Source organism: Ruegeria sp. CH5 (genome assembly GCF_056537025.1).
The window spans coordinates 26,326-41,811 of sequence record NZ_JBQFQT010000003.1; the positions used below are offsets into that span (position 1 = coordinate 26,326).

The following is a 15,486-nucleotide window of genomic DNA, read 5'->3' on the forward strand; positions in this document are numbered from 1 at the left end:
GCCGGTTTTCGCCGGTTGATCCTGCGCAATTATCTGGACGCGTCGGCAGGTTACGCTATGCGTAGCACGTAACTGTTGGTCTGGGATCGATCCGTGCTGCGCTATCTGATCATTTTCGTCACGGTTTCCGTTTTGGGAGGCTGCGTTGATCGATCCATCTCGGTCACCTTGCCCGAAGCGTTGGACGTCGGAACGGCGCAGACCGTGTTCGCGGCCACCACCCGCGCACGCGAGGCCGATGGCTCATACGGGTATCGTCGCGCTGACCGCCTGCAATTCCTCGAAACCACCGTCTCGATCCCGCCGAACCACCGCCCCGGGACGCTTGAGTTTTCCTATTCGGACCCTAACCCGAGCCGGCAGTTCGTTTTGGCCGGTGTGCGCGAATTTCCGTCCGAGCAGGATCTGAAAGCACGGCTGAACGGCGCCAAGGAAGTCACGATATTTGTTCATGGCTACAACGCCACCCAGACCGAAACCGTTTTTCGCGCGGCTCAGTTGGCTCACGACATCGGCCTGCCCGGCAAGACGTTGGTCTATTCCTGGCCCAGCCGAGGGGCCGGGTCGGGCTATGCCTATGATCTGGACAGTATGCTGTTTGCCCGCGACGGGCTGCAACAAACCATATCTACGCTGAAATCCCTGGGCGTCCCGCGCGTGCTGATCGTTGCGCACTCGATGGGAGGCGCGCTGACCATGGAGATGATGCGCCAGGCCGAGCTGCGCGAGCCAGGCTGGTCGCGGCGCAATCTGGAAGGTGTGTTGCTGATCTCGCCCGATCTCGACGTTGACGTGTTCCGGTCGCAAATGGCGGTGATCAAGTCTCCGCCCGAGCCATTCGTGATCATGGTCTCGCGGAAAGACAAGATCTTGAACGTGTCCGGACGCCTGCGCGGAACTGCCAAAGGCGAGCGGCTGGGCAACATCAGCTCGACCGAGAAGCTGGCGCAGTACCCGGTCAGCATTATCGACACCACGGCCTTCAACAAAGATGCGGAATCCTCGCATTTCGTGGCCGCCACATCTCCGGCACTTCTGTCGATTCTCAACGCGGCGGGCCGGGTCAGCAGGACGTTTGGCCGGGATCAAGGCGGCATTGATCTTCTGGTGCCGCCGGCCGTGCGAAACGATGCCGGCGCGACCGAGGTTGTTCTGACCGAAACCGGGCAGGTGCGGGTCAGCACTCCGTGATAGGGCGAGGGGTCCGCCTATTCCTTGCGGACAATGCTCCGTGGTTGGGCGCGGGGGTCTTGCTGACCTTCATGTCCAGTTTCGGGCAGACTTTTTTCATTTCGATCTTCGCCGGGCAGATCCGGGCTGAGTTCGGCCTCAGCCACGGCGCATGGGGCGGTCTTTATTCATTGGGCACGACTGTTTCCGCGATTGTCATGATCTGGGCCGGAGGGCTGACCGATATCTATCGTGTCCGAGTGCTGGGCCCGGCTGTCCTGCTTGGGCTTGCGTGTGCCGCGCTGGCGATGGCGGTCAATCAGTGGGTGATCCTGTTGCCCGTGGTGATCTTTCTGCTGCGTCTGTTCGGCCAGGGCATGTGCAGCCACATTGCCATGGTTGCGATGGCCCGGTGGTTCACTGCCACGCGGGGCAGGGCACTCTCCATCGCAACGCTAGGATTTGCCGTCGGTGAGGCCCTGCTGCCCGTGCTGTTCGTCGCCGCCATGGCCTTTGTCGACTGGCATTTTCTTTGGGCGCTCTCCGCCGCCATCGCGTTGTTGGGAATACCGGCGTTAATGCGGATGCTGCGTCAAGAACGGACACCGCAAAGCCTGGCCCGGGAAACCAGCGCGACCGGGATGCTTGGGCGGCACTGGACCCGGCGCGAAACGTTGTTGAACCCGCTTTTCTGGTTCATGATGCCTGCGCTCATGGGGCCTTCGGCATTCATTACCGCGTTCTTCTTTCACCAGGTCCATCTGGCGCAGACCAAGGGCTGGGCCCATATCCAACTGGTTGCGTTGTTTCCGGTCTATACCGGGGTGTCGATCCTGGCGATGTTCGCCTCGGGCTGGGCGCTGGACAGATGGGGCACGGCGCGGATGATGCCGTTCTATCAGCTTCCGATGGCTGCTGGGTTTGCCCTGTTTGCCTTTGTCCAGACAATCCCCGGCGCCGTAGTCGGTTTGTCCTGTCTTGCCATTTCGGTCGGCGCCAACAGCACGCTGCCCGCCGCGTTCTGGGCCGAGTTCTACGGCACCCGTCACATCGGCGCGATCAAGGCGATGGCTGCCGCCGTCATGGTGCTGGGGTCTGCTGTCGGGCCCGGTCTGACTGGCGGGTTGATCGATCTGGGCGTGCCGCTCAGCGCGCAGTTCCTGTGGATCGCCTGGTTCTTCGTGGCAACTTGCGGCATAGTCTGGATCGGTGTTCACAGAGCCCGGCGGCTGCTTTAGCGGATCCGCCTCAGATACACGTAGTAAGCCCCATCACCGCCATGACTGATATGGGCCGGACTGACCTGAAGAACCGCTTGGGCCAAGGGCGGCAAGTTCAACCACTGAGGCACCTGGTTGCGCAGCACGCCGCGGGGCGTCGGGATCGGGCCCGGTTCGTCTCTGTCCTTGCCTTTGCCGGTGACCACCAGAACCAGTCGTTTTCCCGATGCCTGCGCCGACAGGATGAACCGGATCAAAGCAGGATGGGCCGTGTCGACCCGCATTCCGTGCAGATCCAGCTTACCTTCGGGCTTCAGCTTGCCGCGTTTCATCCGCGCAAAGGCCTTGCTGTCCATCTGTACGGGAGCGGCACGCAGGCTATCGCCGATTGCGGGCTTCAAGCTGTGGCCGCGCCCATTTGTCGGTGCATTCTGACCCAGTTCAAAGGCGTCTATCCGCGCTTTTGGGGTTTTTCGCGGCTTGGGTTTCGGCAATGTCGATGGGTGAACGGATTGGGGAATCTCCGGGTGCAGCCGCTCGGTCTGCCGGGTCACCTTGTGCCACAATTCAATCTCGTTTTCAGTCAGCTTGCGGCGGGTCATCAGAACTCATCCGGCAGCATGGCATAAGCGCGTTGGATCGGCAGCAGAACGATCATGCGACCGGGATCCTTGAGCCGGCCTGCTGCCTGTCCTGCGGCGTCCCCGGTTCCGAAAAAGATGTCGGCCCGTTGTGCGCCCTTGATTGCCGAGCCGGTGTCCTGTGCGATCATCAAGCGCCGCAGCGGAGTCTTGCCGTCTTTTTCGACCCAGACCGGCGCACCCAACGGGGTATAGGCCGGGTCCACGGCGATGCTGCGCATTGCGGTGATCGACCGGTTCATTGCGCCCAAAGGACCGCGGTCTGCAGCCACCCGCGACACCTCGCGGAAAAAGACGTAGGACGGGTTGTGCATCAACAGCTCGGCCCCAATCTCGGGGTTCTTGCGCACCCAGGACTGGATCATTCGGGCGCTCACATCATGCGCACCCAGAATACCGCGCCGGACCAGCTCAACCCCAACCGACCTATAGGGGTGGCCGTTGGCCCCGCCATATCCGACACGCACCGAACTGCCATCCGGCAAACGGATGCGCCCCGAGCCTTGAATCTGTAGAAAGAACAACTCGACCGGGTCATCGACCCAGGCGATTTCCAAGCCCCGGCCCTTCATCACGTCACTGGTCAGCAGTTCGCGCCGGCTGAGCCATTGCCCGGCCGCCCGCGCCTCGGGCGGCATCTTGTAGACCGGGTATCTGTAGGTTTCAGTCCGCATCCGCGAGCCGTTCAATTCCGGTTCAAAATATCCGGTGAACAGCGGGGCCTTTTCATCCTCGATCAGGATGGGCCGGAAGAACAGTTCGAAAAAGGCGCGCGCGGCATCGGGCTCGTATGTCCGTGCGGCTGCACACAACGAACGCCAGTCCGGATCGTCCAGATCCCCGCAAGTGTCCAGAAAAACGGACAAAGCCGCGCCGTGGTCATCCTCGGCCCAGCCATCAAGGTCAGCAAATGACAGGATGGATCGCGTCGCCTCAGCTCCGGCGGCATTGGCGGCGGTCAGAACCGCCACCAGCATTAGCGACCGGAGCGTTCCGATCATGCGTCCGTGGCGACAAGCAGCCAGTTCGGATCATCCGCGCCCATGACGCGAGCAAAGGTCCAGCTGTCCTTTTGGCGCTTGATCGTGTTGGGGCTGCCTTCGATGATGTCACCGCCCCGGTCACGCACGACCGACGTCAGCTCGCCGACGAACCGCACGGTGATCTCGGCGCGGTTGGAATCCTTGTCGAATTGTGCATCCACCAGGCCCATCTCACGGACACCGATGAACTCGGCCTCGATCGTCAGGCCCTTGTCTTCGCGATCGGCGACAACCGACACGAAGGTTTCGAAAACTTCCTCGGACAGGAAGGGTTGGATTTCATCCAGGTTGCCCCGCTCGAACCCCATGACGATCAGCTCATAGGCGCCACGGGCGCCCTGCAGAAACTCGCTGACCGAAAAGCTCGGCTCGACACGCTTCATCGCAGCCAGCGTCTGCGCCAATTCGCTGTCTTCGGGAACATGGTCGGTAATGTCACGATCCGGACCGCCGTCGATCACTTCGAAATCACGACGCGACTTCCCGGTGTCGGGTTGCTGCGGCACCGGTGGTTTTTCAAAGCCTTCGCGCGTGCCCAGCACGCTTCTGAGACGCAGGATCAGGAAGATGGCTATGCCAGCCAGCACCAGAAGCTGGATCAGGGGTGAGTTCATTTCGTCCTCTTTTCAGCACCGAGACTTTGTACACGCGGCCTCGTGTCACTATGTAGGTGACAGTTGGTGGCAAGTCCACAGCCCGGCCTATGGGAAAGGATAGCGCATATGTATCTGTTCTTGGCATTTTTATTGGTGCCGATCATCGAAATCGCCCTTTTTATCCAGGTCGGCGGTCTGATCGGCCTGTGGCCGACGCTGGCAATCGTGGTTTTGACCGCCTTTCTGGGTACTGCGATGGTGCGGACACAAGGTCGCATGGCGATGGGTCAGCTACAGCGCGCCTTTTCCGAACTGGACGACCCGACCGAACCGCTGGCCAATGGTGCGATGATCCTGCTGTCGGGTGTTCTGCTGATGACACCCGGGTTCTTCACCGACGCAATCGGCTTTGCGCTGCTGGTTCCCGGGGTGCGGGCCGCGGTTTTTCGGTATCTCAAGTCGCGGGTCACGATTACCCAGTTCCAGATGGGCCCCAGCCCGCAAGACGGGGCGGCGCGCGATCCGTTCGGTGGGGATGACATCATAGATGGAGAGTATTCGGAAGTGCGCACAAAACCCGCGCAACCATCGAAATGGGTGGAAGGGCCGCACCAGCATTGAGGTGCCCGGCCCAACTTGATAAGCAGTGGCGAATTTAAATTTTGGAGCGGATCCATGACCGAAGAAACCGCCGCCGGCACAACCGAGCCTCAGGCAGCCCCCCAAATCCAGATGCGCATTCTGGGACAGTTCATCCGGGACATGTCCTTTGAAAACGTGATGGCGCAAAAAGGCGTCTCGGGCGACGTGCAGCCCGAGATCTCGGTCCAGGTGAACCTGGATGCGAAAAAGCGCTCGGCCGACCACCAATACGAGGTGTCGATCAAGCTGAACCTCAAGTCCAAGGCCAAGGGTCTGGAGGACATCCTGTTCCTGTGCGAGATCGATTATTGCGGCCTGTTCCACGTAGAAGGTGTGCCGAATGATCAGTTGCACCCGTTCCTGATGATCGAATGTCCGCGGATGCTGTTCCCGTACCTGCGCCGCATCGTCAGCGACATCACCCGCGACGGTGGCTACCCGCCGGTCAACCTCGACAACATCGATTTCGTCGGCCTGTACCGCAACGAGTTGATGCGCCGTCAGGCCGAAGCGTCCGACAAAACCGAAGCGTGACTAGGCAACCCGCATCTGACCCAGGTCAGGTGCGGGACCACAGGGCGTTTTCGCCCAGCTTTTCGACAAATGCATCATGCGCAGCACGCTCATCCTCGGTAATCCGGGGCTGCAGTGGGTTGGGCCGAGGACCGGGGCGCCAGATGTCGCCACCGGTTGAACTTTCGGCAGACGCCGAGGACAGGCCGAAATCGGGTTGGCGCCCGCCGATCAGCTCCAGATAGACTTCTGCCAGGATTTCCGAGTCGAGCAACGCACCGTGCAGAACCCGGTTCGAATTGTCGATGTTGAACCGCCGGCACAGCGCATCCAGCGAGGCGGGCGAGCCGGGAAACCGCTTGCGCGCGATCGCCAGCGTGTCCAGCGCCTGCTCCATCGGAATCGGGGGCAGGCCCATCCATCCCAACTCGGCATTGAGGAACTTCATGTCGAATGAAGCGTTGTGGATCACCAGCCGTGCATCCCCCACGAAATCGCGGAAGGCCTGCCCGACCTTCGCAAAGACAGGTTTGTCCTTCAGGGTGATCTGGCCCGGTTCGGCAGGTTGCGGCGGCTCCAGCAGGTCAGGGCCGATGCCGTGCACGCCGAAGGCCTCGGCCGGCATCGAGCGTTCGGGGTTGATGTAGACGTGATAGGTCTCGCCCGTGGCGACGTGGTTCCACAGCTCGATAGCCCCGATCTCGACGATCCGGTCGCCGCTTTCGGGATCGAATCCGGTGGTTTCCGTATCCAGTACGATTTCACGCATCTGTCAGTCCTGCCCTGATCTGCCTGACCACATCCTGCACCTGTGCGCGGGCATGGTCCAGAGTGTCGGTGACGATCACGAAATCCGCCCGCGCGCATTTTTCGTCATTCGGCATCTGCTTGGCGCGGATCTGCTCGAACTGCGCCTCGGTCATCGTGCCCCGTGCCATGACACGGCGCTTCTGCTCGTCCGGGGGGATCGAAACGCAGGCCACCGCATCCATCAGCGCGTCACCGCCGGTTTCGAAAAGCAGCGGGATGTCAAAGACAAGGATGTCCGACTTGGCTGCCTGTCGAAACGCCTCGCGATCTCGGGCCACAAGCGGGTGCACGATGGCTTCGATCCGTTTCAAGGCGGTCGGATCGGCGCCGATGATCCGTTTCAGCGCGTCACGGCTGACGGCCCCATCCTCGATCGCGTCGGGAAATGCCGCGCGGATCGGCGCGACCGCCGCACCGCCTTCCGCATACAGCCGATGCACCGCGGCGTCGGCATCCCACACGGCGCAACCTTCCTGCGCGAACAGGTCGGCGGTGGTGCTTTTGCCCATGCCGATCGACCCGGTCAGACCCAGCGCAAAGCTCATGCCAGAACCGCTGCGCGGGTTTCTTCCGTAACCTCGGGGCGCAGGCCGAACCACCGCTCGAACCCCGGGACCGCCTGGTGCAGCAACATGCCCAGCCCATCGACGACCGTACAGCCGGCAGCCTCGGCCTGTTCCAGAAGGCGGGTTTTCATCGGCGTGTAGACCAGATCAGTCACCACCGTTCCCGGCTGCAACCCGTCCAGCGGGACGCGCAGCTCGGGCTGACCCTGCATACCCAGCGACGTGGTGTTCACCACCAGTTCGGCGTTTTCGATCACGTTTCCGGCCTGGACCCAGTCGACTACGGAGATGCGCTGGCCGAATTCCTCTTTCAGGTGATCGGCGCGCGACCGCGTGCGGTTGGTCAGCAGAATCTCGGGTACGCCGGCCTCGGCCAGCGCCTGCAGCACCGCCCGCGCAGCACCGCCCGCGCCGAATACCACAGCCGGACCATCCTGCGGCACCCAATCCGGCGCGCCCGCGCGAAGGTTCTGCATGAACCCGTACCCGTCGGTATTGTCCGCGTGGATCGAGCCATCGGCCCGGAACACCAGCGTATTCGCCGCCCCGATCACCGAGGCGCGGTCCGACACGTGATCGGCCAGGCGCAACGCGGCCTCTTTGTGCGGAACGGTGACATTGGTCCCGACGAACCCGGCCTTGGGCAAGCTGCGCAGGACCGTTTCAAGATCTGCGGGCGCAACATCCATCGGCACATAATGGCCCGGCAAACCATAGGTCTTCAGCCAATAGCCATGCAGCGCGGGCGATCGGGAATGGGCAATCGGGTGTCCGATCACTCCGGCCAGTGGAATGCGGTTGTCGGTCATTGTTCGATCACCCCTCGGACCGCAAGAAAACTGAGCAGCTCCAGCAGGGGCATACCCAAGACGTTAAAATAGTCGCCGTCAATGCTGGAGAACAGGCGCACGCCTTCTTCTTCCAGCTTGTAGGCCCCGACCGCGTGGCGAATGCTGTCCCAGTTGCGCGCGACATAACCCTTCAGATAGGCATCCGAACTGGCGCGCATCCGCAACCGCACCTGTCCGACATGGCGCCAGACCGGTTCGCCATTCTGATAGATCACCGCCGCCGACAGCAGCATGTGACGCTTGCCGCGCATCGCCTTCAACTGCGCCAGCGCGTCTTCGGGCGTTTCGGGTTTCGACAGAAGCCGTCCGTCGAAATCCAGAACCTGGTCACAACCCAGAACCATCGCTCCGGGCGTCTTGTCGCTGATCTTGCGCGCCTTGAGCTCGGCCAGTGCATCGGCGATGTCGCGGGGCGGCGCGCCCTCGGCCAGAAGCGCGCGTTTGGCGGTATCCTCGTCCACGCGGGCGACCTGGACGGAAAACGGCACTCCGGCGTTCCGCAGCAACTGCGCGCGGATCTCGGACCCCGAGGCAAGAACGATGGGGACAGTCATGTGGAAAACCCCGTGGGCAAGTGGATCATTGGTCTTGAACGGTTTGTATGGTTTTCCGGTTGACACGCAAGCCCGCGATTTAGGCCTGAAACTTCCCTGAGTCGCTCAAAGACTGTCCGGTCGGGACAAGGATAACTCGGGATCTTGGGACTTCCTATTCATCAAAAGATGTCCCTTGAGTTATCCCCAAGACAGGTCCGCGATGTATAGTTTAAATGCTTGTTTTTATTATGTAAAAAATGAAATCACCAGAATCACCCAGTTTTGGAATTTATTCATCCACCTGGGGAAAACTGGCGGACAAAACAATAATCCACGGATTTTGCCCACCCTACAAAACCATCATCCTTTCTCTTTTCTATTTTTTTTATTAGGGAGGGTCCGACCAGTGCCGGGAAACCCGATGACCGATCTTCTCTTCACACTGTACCCTTGGGTGAAATCGCTGCACATCATGGCGGTGATCTCGTGGATGGCGGGGCTGTTCTATCTCCCGCGTCTGTTCGTCTATCACGTCGAAAAGGCACAAGCGGTAGACGGCGCTCCCGAGATCTTCTTTGAAATGGAAGAAAAACTGCTGCGCGTGATCATGCGGCCGGCAATGATCGTGGCCTGGGTCTGTGGCCTCATCATGGTGTTCACGCCCGGCATCGTCGGGTGGGACTGGTCCTGGCCTTGGGTCAAGGGTGCTGCGGTGATCGGCATGACCTGGTTCCATCACTGGCTGATGGCCCGGCGCAAGGATTTCGTCGAAGGCCGCAATACGCTCACAGGGCGCCAGTACCGCATGATGAACGAGGTTCCGACCGTTTTGATGGTCATCATCGTTCTGGCGGTCATTCTGAAGTTCTGAGGGCTATTTCCGCACCGGTTTGACTCGGGCGGCGACCGGCCTTATGTAGGGGTCAACCCATCCGTCCGGATGGCGCATCTTCCTGTTTGAAATTCAACGCTGTGCCGCACCTCTGCGGCCAAGGTCCGTATCATCATGACAATCGAATCCCTGAACCTGTCCGATCTGAAGGCGAAAAGCCCCAAAGACCTTCTGGCCATGGCCGAAGAACTCGAGATCGAAAACGCCTCGACCATGCGCAAGGGCGAGATGATGTTCCAGATCCTGCGCGAACGCGCGGACGAGGGCTGGACCGTGGGCGGCGACGGCGTGCTTGAGGTGCTGCAGGACGGCTTCGGCTTTCTGCGCTCGCCCGAGGCGAACTATCTGCCCGGCCCGGACGACATCTATGTCTCGCCCGACATGATCCGCCAGCATTCGCTGCGTACCGGCGACACGGTCGAGGGTGAGATTAAGGCTCCGGACGAGAATGAGCGCTATTTCGCGCTGACGAAGGTGACCAAGATCAACTTCGAAGATCCGGAAAAGGCCAAGCACAAGATCCTGTTCGACAACCTCACGCCGCTCTATCCGGATGAGCGGTTGAAGATGGAGATCGAAGATCCGACCATCAAGGACAAATCCGCTCGTGTGATCGACCTGGTCGCGCCGATCGGCAAGGGCCAGCGGTCGCTGATCGTGGCGCCGCCGCGGACCGGTAAAACGGTGATCCTGCAGAACATCGCGCACTCGATCGAGCGGAACCACCCGGAGTGCTACCTGATCGTCCTGCTGATCGACGAACGCCCCGAAGAGGTGACGGACATGCAGCGCTCGGTGAAGGGCGAGGTGGTATCCTCGACCTTTGATGAACCGGCGACCCGCCACGTCGCCGTGTCCGAGATGGTGATCGAAAAAGCCAAGCGCCTGGTCGAGCACAAACGAGATGTTGTTATTCTTCTGGACTCGATCACAAGACTTGGTAGAGCGTTCAACACCGTGGTGCCGTCTTCGGGCAAGGTTCTGACCGGTGGTGTCGACGCCAACGCCCTGCAGCGGCCCAAGCGGTTCTTCGGTGCGGCCCGGAACATTGAAGAGGGCGGTTCGCTGACCATCATCGCCACCGCGCTGATCGACACTGGCAGCCGGATGGACGAAGTGATCTTTGAAGAATTCAAGGGCACAGGTAACTCGGAGATCGTTCTGGATCGCAAGATCGCAGACAAGCGGGTGTTCCCGGCCATCGACATCCTCAAGTCCGGCACCCGGAAAGAGGACCTGCTGGTCGACAAGGGCGATCTGGCCAAAACCTTCGTTCTGCGCCGTATCCTCAACCCGATGGGCACAACCGACGCGATCGAGTTCCTGTTGTCCAAGTTGAAACAGACCAAGACCAATTCCGAGTTCTTCGACTCGATGAATACCTGATACGGTCTTGTAACCGACGCGAGGCCTTCGAATGGATACGATATTCGCCTTGGCCAGCGCGCAAGGCAAGGCAGGGGTCGCTGTGATCCGCCTGTCAGGACCGCAGTCGCACCAAGCGGCCAAGGTTCTGTCAGGTGGAGATTTGCCGTTGCGTGGCATGTGCCTGCGTGAGTTGCGGGCACCTGACGGGTCGCGCCTGGATGACGGGCTGGTCCTGACCTTCCACGGTCCGTCAAGCTTTACCGGCGAGGATGTGGCCGAGTTGCAGATCCATGGCAGCACGGCTTCGGTCAACGCGGTTCTGCGCGTCTTGTCAGAAATGCCGGATCTGCGACTGGCTGAGCCGGGCGAGTTCACCCGGCGTGCTCTTGAAAACGGGAAGATGGACCTTGCCCAGGTCGAAGGCTTGGCCGATCTGATCGACGCAGAGACCGATGCACAGCGCAAGCAGGCTCAGACCATCCTGGCCGGCGAATTGGGCGACTTGGCGGAACGGTGGCGGCGGGATTTGATCCGGGCGGCCTCATTGCTGGAGGCCGTCATTGATTTTGCCGATGAAGACGTGCCAACGGATGTGTCACCCGAAGTCCGATCGCTTGTGACTGCTGTCATGGCGGATCTGGAGCGGGAGGCGAAGGGCGTGAGGATTGCCGAGCGGATTCGCACCGGCTTTGAAGTGGCTATTGTCGGCCCACCGAACGCGGGCAAGTCGACCTTGCTGAATGCGCTTGCGGGCCGGGAGGCGGCAATTACTTCGGAATATGCTGGCACCACCCGCGATATTATCGAGGTGCGGATGGACCTGGCAGGCTTGCCGGTCACGTTGCTGGATACGGCCGGGTTGCGCGAAACAGAGGACCACGTAGAGGGTCTTGGGATCGCTCTGGCCAGAAAGCGGGCGGAAAATGCCGACCTTCGCGTTTTTCTGACCGAGGACCCGGAAGCGTTGGGAATCGGTATGCAATCCGGCGACATCCAGGTTCTGCCGAAGTCCGACCTTCGTTCAGATGGGACCGAGGGTGTGTCGGGGAAGACAGGTCAGGGAATAGACCGCCTGATCCACAACATATCGGTAGTCTTGCGGGAGCGAACCGCAAGTTCTGGTATTGCCACCCGGGAACGCCATCGTGTTGCAATGCTGAAATCCTCGGCCGCTCTGTCCGAAGCACTCAGAGTTCTGGATTCCGGCCCGGACCTGTACGATATTGCAGCAGAAGAGCTGCGGATCGCCATCCGCGCGTTGGAGTCTTTGGTCGGCCGAGTAGATGTGGAAAATCTGCTGGACGAAATATTCGCCAGCTTTTGTTTGGGTAAATGAGGAGTGTTTCACGTGAAACATTCGGAGTTTGACGTCGTCGTTATCGGAGCGGGGCATGCGGGGGCCGAGGCGGCCCATGCCGCGGCCCGGATGGGTGCGCAGACAGCTTTGGTGACACTTTCGGAAACCGACATCGGTGTCATGTCGTGCAATCCGGCGATCGGTGGACTTGGAAAAGGCCACTTGGTTCGTGAGATCGACGCCCTGGACGGCGTTATGGGGCGGGTTGCAGACCGGGCGGGAATCCAGTTCCGCCTTCTGAATCGCCGTAAAGGGCCCGCCGTTCAAGGGCCCCGCGCGCAGGCCGACCGCGCGCTGTACCGGGCTGCAATGCAACAGGAAACAAAGGCGCGAAAGAACCTCGAAGTCATTACCGGAGAAGTCATAGATTTCCGAATGGACGGTCATCGCGTTGCCGGGGTGGTTCTGTCCGACGGATCTGAAATTCCGGCGAAAGCGGTTATTCTGACCTCGGGAACGTTTCTGCGGGGCGTGATCCATATCGGCGATGTTCAGAGGCCCGGAGGCCGCATGGGCGACAGGCCGTCTGTACGACTGGCTGAGCGGTTGGATAGCTATGACCTGCCGATGGCGCGGCTGAAAACCGGGACGCCTCCGCGCCTAGATGGGCGCACGATCGACTGGGACGGATTGGAACGGCAGGACGGTGATGATGATCCGACCATGTTCTCATTCTTGTCCAAAACACCGGTGGCGCCGCAGATATCTTGCGGCATCACTCACACGAACGCGCAAACCCATGAAATCATCGAGAAGAACCTGAGCCGCTCTGCGATGTATGGGGGGCATATCGAGGGAGTGGGGCCGCGATATTGCCCTTCGATCGAAGACAAGATCGTTCGGTTTGCGGATAAGGACTCTCACCAGATTTTTCTGGAGCCTGAGGGCGTCAATGATCACACGGTGTATCCAAACGGGATTTCGACTTCGCTGCCGCAGGATGTCCAAGTCGAGTATGTTCGATCCATCAAAGGCCTTGAGTCGGCAGAAATCCTGCAGCCGGGCTACGCCATTGAATACGACTATGTGGACCCGCGTGTGTTGAGCGCGTCCCTGGCCTTGCCGGAGATCCCGGGGCTATATCTTGCAGGGCAGATCAATGGAACCACAGGATATGAGGAGGCGGCTGCTCAGGGCCTGATCGCGGGCCTGAATGCCGCGTTGGAAGTTCAAGGGCGAGATGCGATTCATTTTACTCGAGCCAATAGCTATATTGGTGTCATGATTGACGATCTGACCACACGGGGTGTAGCGGAACCGTATCGGATGTTTACCTCGCGCGCCGAATTCCGTCTGTCCTTGCGCGCGGACAATGCGGATCAACGCCTTACGCCGAAAGGCCTGGAAATTGGGTGTATATCGGATCACCGTCGCCTGGCTTTTGAAACCAAAATGGAAAGGCTGGGTGCTGTGAAGTCAGTACTGACCGAACGGACCTTTACGCCCAAGGAAATCCGCACAGCTGGCATCGAAGTAAATCAGGATGGTAACCGCAGGGACGGAATGGCAATCTTGGCGTTTCCGAACGTTTGCTTCGAGGACCTTGTGCCGCTGATCCAGCAGCTGGAGGATGTCGACCAAGACACCCGTCGGCAGATCGAAAGGGACGCGCTGTACGCCAATTACATAGCTCGGCAACAACGAGACGTCGAAGCCATGAAGCGCGACGAAACCCATGCCATACCCGCGGATTTTGACTATTCCTCGCTCACAGGTCTTTCGAATGAGTTGAAGCAGAAGCTGTCAGCCGCGCGACCGGCGAACATTGCCCAGGCGAGTCGCGTGGAGGGTGTTACGCCTGCTGCTTTGACCTTGGTACTGGCAAAACTCAGAAGCAGTCAGAGAGCAAAAAAGGCATGAACGGCGACTCGTGCGCTTCGCCCGATGGCTTGAATGTTTCACGTGAAACATTCGAAAAGCTGTCAGTCTTTGTCGATCTTCTGCGGAAGTGGAATCCAAAGATTAACTTGGTTTCGCGCAGCACTCTGCCAGAAGTTTGGTCGCGGCACGTAAAGGACTCGATCCAGGTCTTTCACTTGGTTGAACCAAAGAATCACTGGGTCGATCTGGGAAGCGGTGGAGGACTTCCGGGGCTGGTCTGCGCGATACTGGCCTCTGAAGCTTCGCCTGAGACGGAATTTACCCTGGTTGAGAGCGATCAGAGAAAATCGGCGTTTTTGCGCACCGTCATCCGCGAAACCAAGGCCAACTGCTCGGTAATTTCAAAGCGGATCGAGGCTATCGATCCCCTGGGCGCTGATGTCCTGTCCGCAAGGGCGCTCGCAGACCTGACGACTTTATTGTCATTCTGTGACAGGCATTTAAAGGAAGATGGAGTGGCTGTGTTTCCCAAAGGCGCCACCTGGAAAAAAGAAATCGACGCGGCACAACGGGAATGGAATTTCACCACGGAGACGGCTAATAGTTTAACTGACCCCCAGGCTGTCATCCTGAAGATCAAAGGAGTCTCACGTGGTTGATCTGTCGCGCCCTGCAGGACCTCGTATCATGGCGGTTGCCAATCAGAAGGGTGGGGTCGGCAAGACTACGACAGCAATCAATCTGGCGGCGGGTTTGGCCGAGGCAGGATGCAAGGTTCTGGTCGTGGATCTGGACCCGCAGGGAAATGCGTCCACCGGGCTTGGGGTCGAGGATCGTGATTGGACCACGTATGATTTGATCCTGGACGAGGCGCCCTTGGAGGCCGTCGTGCAGGAAACCGAAATCGAAAACCTCAGTATCGTTCCGGCCACGGTTGACCTCAGCTCGGCCGATATTGAGCTGATCTCGAATGAAAAACGCAGCTACTTGCTGCACGACGCGCTCAGGCAACCGGCGATCGACAAGTTCGGTTTTGATTTCGTTCTGATCGACTGCCCGCCGTCCCTCAATCTGCTGACAGTCAACGCGATGGTGGCGGCGCACTCGGTGTTGGTTCCGTTGCAAAGCGAGTTCTTTGCGCTGGAAGGCCTGTCGCAACTGATGCTGACGATTCGAGAGGTTCGCCAGTCTGCGAATCCAGACCTCAGAATCGAAGGTATTGTGTTGACCATGTATGACAACCGCAACAACTTGTCCCGGCAGGTCGAAAAGGATGCGCGTGACAATCTGGGAGAGATGGTATTTAAAACCAAGATACCCAGAAATGTCCGGGTCAGCGAAGCGCCGTCATTTGCACTTCCGGTCCTTCAATATGACTCGGGGTCTCTGGGGGCGATGGCGTACCGGCATCTGGCACGCGAAATCATGCAAAAGAACAAAAAAGTGGCTGCCTGAGCGGC

17 protein-coding genes are annotated in these 15,486 nt (G+C 59.8%); 10 read left to right on the forward strand and 7 right to left on the reverse strand.

What is annotated here, in order from left to right; genetic code table 11:
- Window positions 1-93: 93 nt before the first annotated feature.
- Both ACR0JC_RS10460 and ACR0JC_RS10465 read left to right on the forward strand, forming a co-directional pair.
- Window positions 94-1,191, forward strand: coding sequence for an alpha/beta hydrolase (locus ACR0JC_RS10460; protein ID WP_170342596.1), 1,098 nt, complete (start codon window positions 94-96; stop codon window positions 1,189-1,191).
- Window positions 1,192-1,262: 71 nt separating this feature from the next.
- A complete protein-coding gene (locus ACR0JC_RS10465) occupies window positions 1,263-2,408 on the forward strand; it encodes an MFS transporter (RefSeq protein WP_170370400.1) in 1,146 nt (381 codons plus the stop codon).
- Here ACR0JC_RS10465 and ACR0JC_RS10470 read toward each other — a convergent pair.
- The 3 genes from ACR0JC_RS10470 to ACR0JC_RS10480 are packed head-to-tail and all read right to left on the reverse strand — an operon-like array spanning window position 2,405 to window position 4,688.
- Window positions 2,405-2,992 (reverse strand): Smr/MutS family protein, encoded by a 588-nt coding sequence (locus tag ACR0JC_RS10470; RefSeq protein WP_170342600.1) that lies wholly within the window; start codon window positions 2,990-2,992, stop codon window positions 2,405-2,407. The two genes, ACR0JC_RS10465 and ACR0JC_RS10470, sit on opposite strands and share 4 nt — an antisense overlap.
- The gene (gene mltA, locus ACR0JC_RS10475) at window positions 2,992-4,032 is read right to left on the reverse strand and encodes a murein transglycosylase A (RefSeq protein ID WP_480763909.1); all 1,041 of its coding nucleotides are present in this window, start codon (window positions 4,030-4,032) and stop codon (window positions 2,992-2,994) included. The genes ACR0JC_RS10470 and mltA overlap by 1 nt, the downstream gene beginning before the upstream one ends.
- The gene (locus ACR0JC_RS10480; protein WP_170340666.1) at window positions 4,029-4,688 is read right to left on the reverse strand and encodes a Tim44/TimA family putative adaptor protein; all 660 of its coding nucleotides are present in this window, start codon (window positions 4,686-4,688) and stop codon (window positions 4,029-4,031) included. The genes mltA and ACR0JC_RS10480 overlap by 4 nt, the downstream gene beginning before the upstream one ends.
- Window positions 4,689-4,796: 108 nt before the next feature.
- Here ACR0JC_RS10480 and ACR0JC_RS10485 point away from each other — a divergent pair, with 108 nt between their 5' ends.
- The gene (locus ACR0JC_RS10485; RefSeq protein WP_170342605.1) at window positions 4,797-5,291 is read left to right on the forward strand and encodes an FxsA family protein; all 495 of its coding nucleotides are present in this window, start codon (window positions 4,797-4,799) and stop codon (window positions 5,289-5,291) included.
- A gap of 54 nt (window positions 5,292-5,345) precedes the next feature.
- A complete protein-coding gene (secB, locus tag ACR0JC_RS10490) occupies window positions 5,346-5,846 on the forward strand; it encodes a protein-export chaperone SecB (protein ID WP_170342607.1) in 501 nt (166 codons plus the stop codon).
- 25 nt (window positions 5,847-5,871) lie between these two features.
- On the opposite strand, the gene dnaQ is transcribed toward secB, so the two are convergent.
- From dnaQ to ACR0JC_RS10510, 4 genes are read right to left on the reverse strand one after another with little or no spacing between them, the layout of a single operon-like run.
- Window positions 5,872-6,594: a DNA polymerase III subunit epsilon gene (gene dnaQ, locus ACR0JC_RS10495; protein ID WP_170342610.1), complete on the reverse strand. Its 723-nt coding sequence runs from the start codon at window positions 6,592-6,594 to the stop codon at window positions 5,872-5,874.
- Window positions 6,587-7,180: a dephospho-CoA kinase gene (gene coaE / locus ACR0JC_RS10500; RefSeq protein WP_170342612.1), complete on the reverse strand. Its 594-nt coding sequence runs from the start codon at window positions 7,178-7,180 to the stop codon at window positions 6,587-6,589. Before coaE ends, dnaQ begins: the two co-directional genes overlap by 8 nt.
- Window positions 7,177-8,010, reverse strand: coding sequence for a shikimate dehydrogenase (locus ACR0JC_RS10505; protein ID WP_170342615.1), 834 nt, complete (start codon window positions 8,008-8,010; stop codon window positions 7,177-7,179). Before ACR0JC_RS10505 ends, coaE begins: the two co-directional genes overlap by 4 nt.
- Window positions 8,007-8,606, reverse strand: coding sequence for a Maf family protein (locus ACR0JC_RS10510; RefSeq protein ID WP_170342616.1), 600 nt, complete (start codon window positions 8,604-8,606; stop codon window positions 8,007-8,009). Before ACR0JC_RS10510 ends, ACR0JC_RS10505 begins: the two co-directional genes overlap by 4 nt.
- A 403-nt stretch (window positions 8,607-9,009) precedes the next feature.
- Between ACR0JC_RS10510 and ACR0JC_RS10515 the strand changes: the two genes are divergently transcribed.
- From ACR0JC_RS10515 to ACR0JC_RS10540, 6 genes are all read left to right on the forward strand, one after another.
- Window positions 9,010-9,459 (forward strand): CopD family protein, encoded by a 450-nt coding sequence (locus ACR0JC_RS10515; RefSeq protein WP_170342619.1) that lies wholly within the window; start codon window positions 9,010-9,012, stop codon window positions 9,457-9,459.
- A 135-nt stretch (window positions 9,460-9,594) separates the two neighbouring features.
- Window positions 9,595-10,866, forward strand: a complete 1,272-nt coding sequence (gene rho, locus ACR0JC_RS10520; protein ID WP_170342621.1) for a transcription termination factor Rho — start codon at window positions 9,595-9,597, stop codon at window positions 10,864-10,866.
- A 31-nt stretch (window positions 10,867-10,897) separates the two neighbouring features.
- The gene (mnmE, locus tag ACR0JC_RS10525) at window positions 10,898-12,184 is read left to right on the forward strand and encodes a tRNA uridine-5-carboxymethylaminomethyl(34) synthesis GTPase MnmE (protein ID WP_170342625.1); all 1,287 of its coding nucleotides are present in this window, start codon (window positions 10,898-10,900) and stop codon (window positions 12,182-12,184) included.
- 3 nt (window positions 12,185-12,187) lie between these two features.
- Window positions 12,188-14,065: a tRNA uridine-5-carboxymethylaminomethyl(34) synthesis enzyme MnmG gene (gene mnmG, locus ACR0JC_RS10530; RefSeq protein WP_170342628.1), complete on the forward strand. Its 1,878-nt coding sequence runs from the start codon at window positions 12,188-12,190 to the stop codon at window positions 14,063-14,065.
- The gene (rsmG, locus tag ACR0JC_RS10535) at window positions 14,062-14,685 is read left to right on the forward strand and encodes a 16S rRNA (guanine(527)-N(7))-methyltransferase RsmG (protein WP_170342630.1); all 624 of its coding nucleotides are present in this window, start codon (window positions 14,062-14,064) and stop codon (window positions 14,683-14,685) included. Before mnmG ends, rsmG begins: the two co-directional genes overlap by 4 nt.
- Entirely contained in the window at window positions 14,678-15,481 is an 804-nt protein-coding gene (locus tag ACR0JC_RS10540; RefSeq protein ID WP_315901682.1) for a ParA family protein, read from the forward strand. The genes rsmG and ACR0JC_RS10540 overlap by 8 nt, the downstream gene beginning before the upstream one ends.
- The last annotated feature ends 5 nt before the right edge of the window (window positions 15,482-15,486 follow it).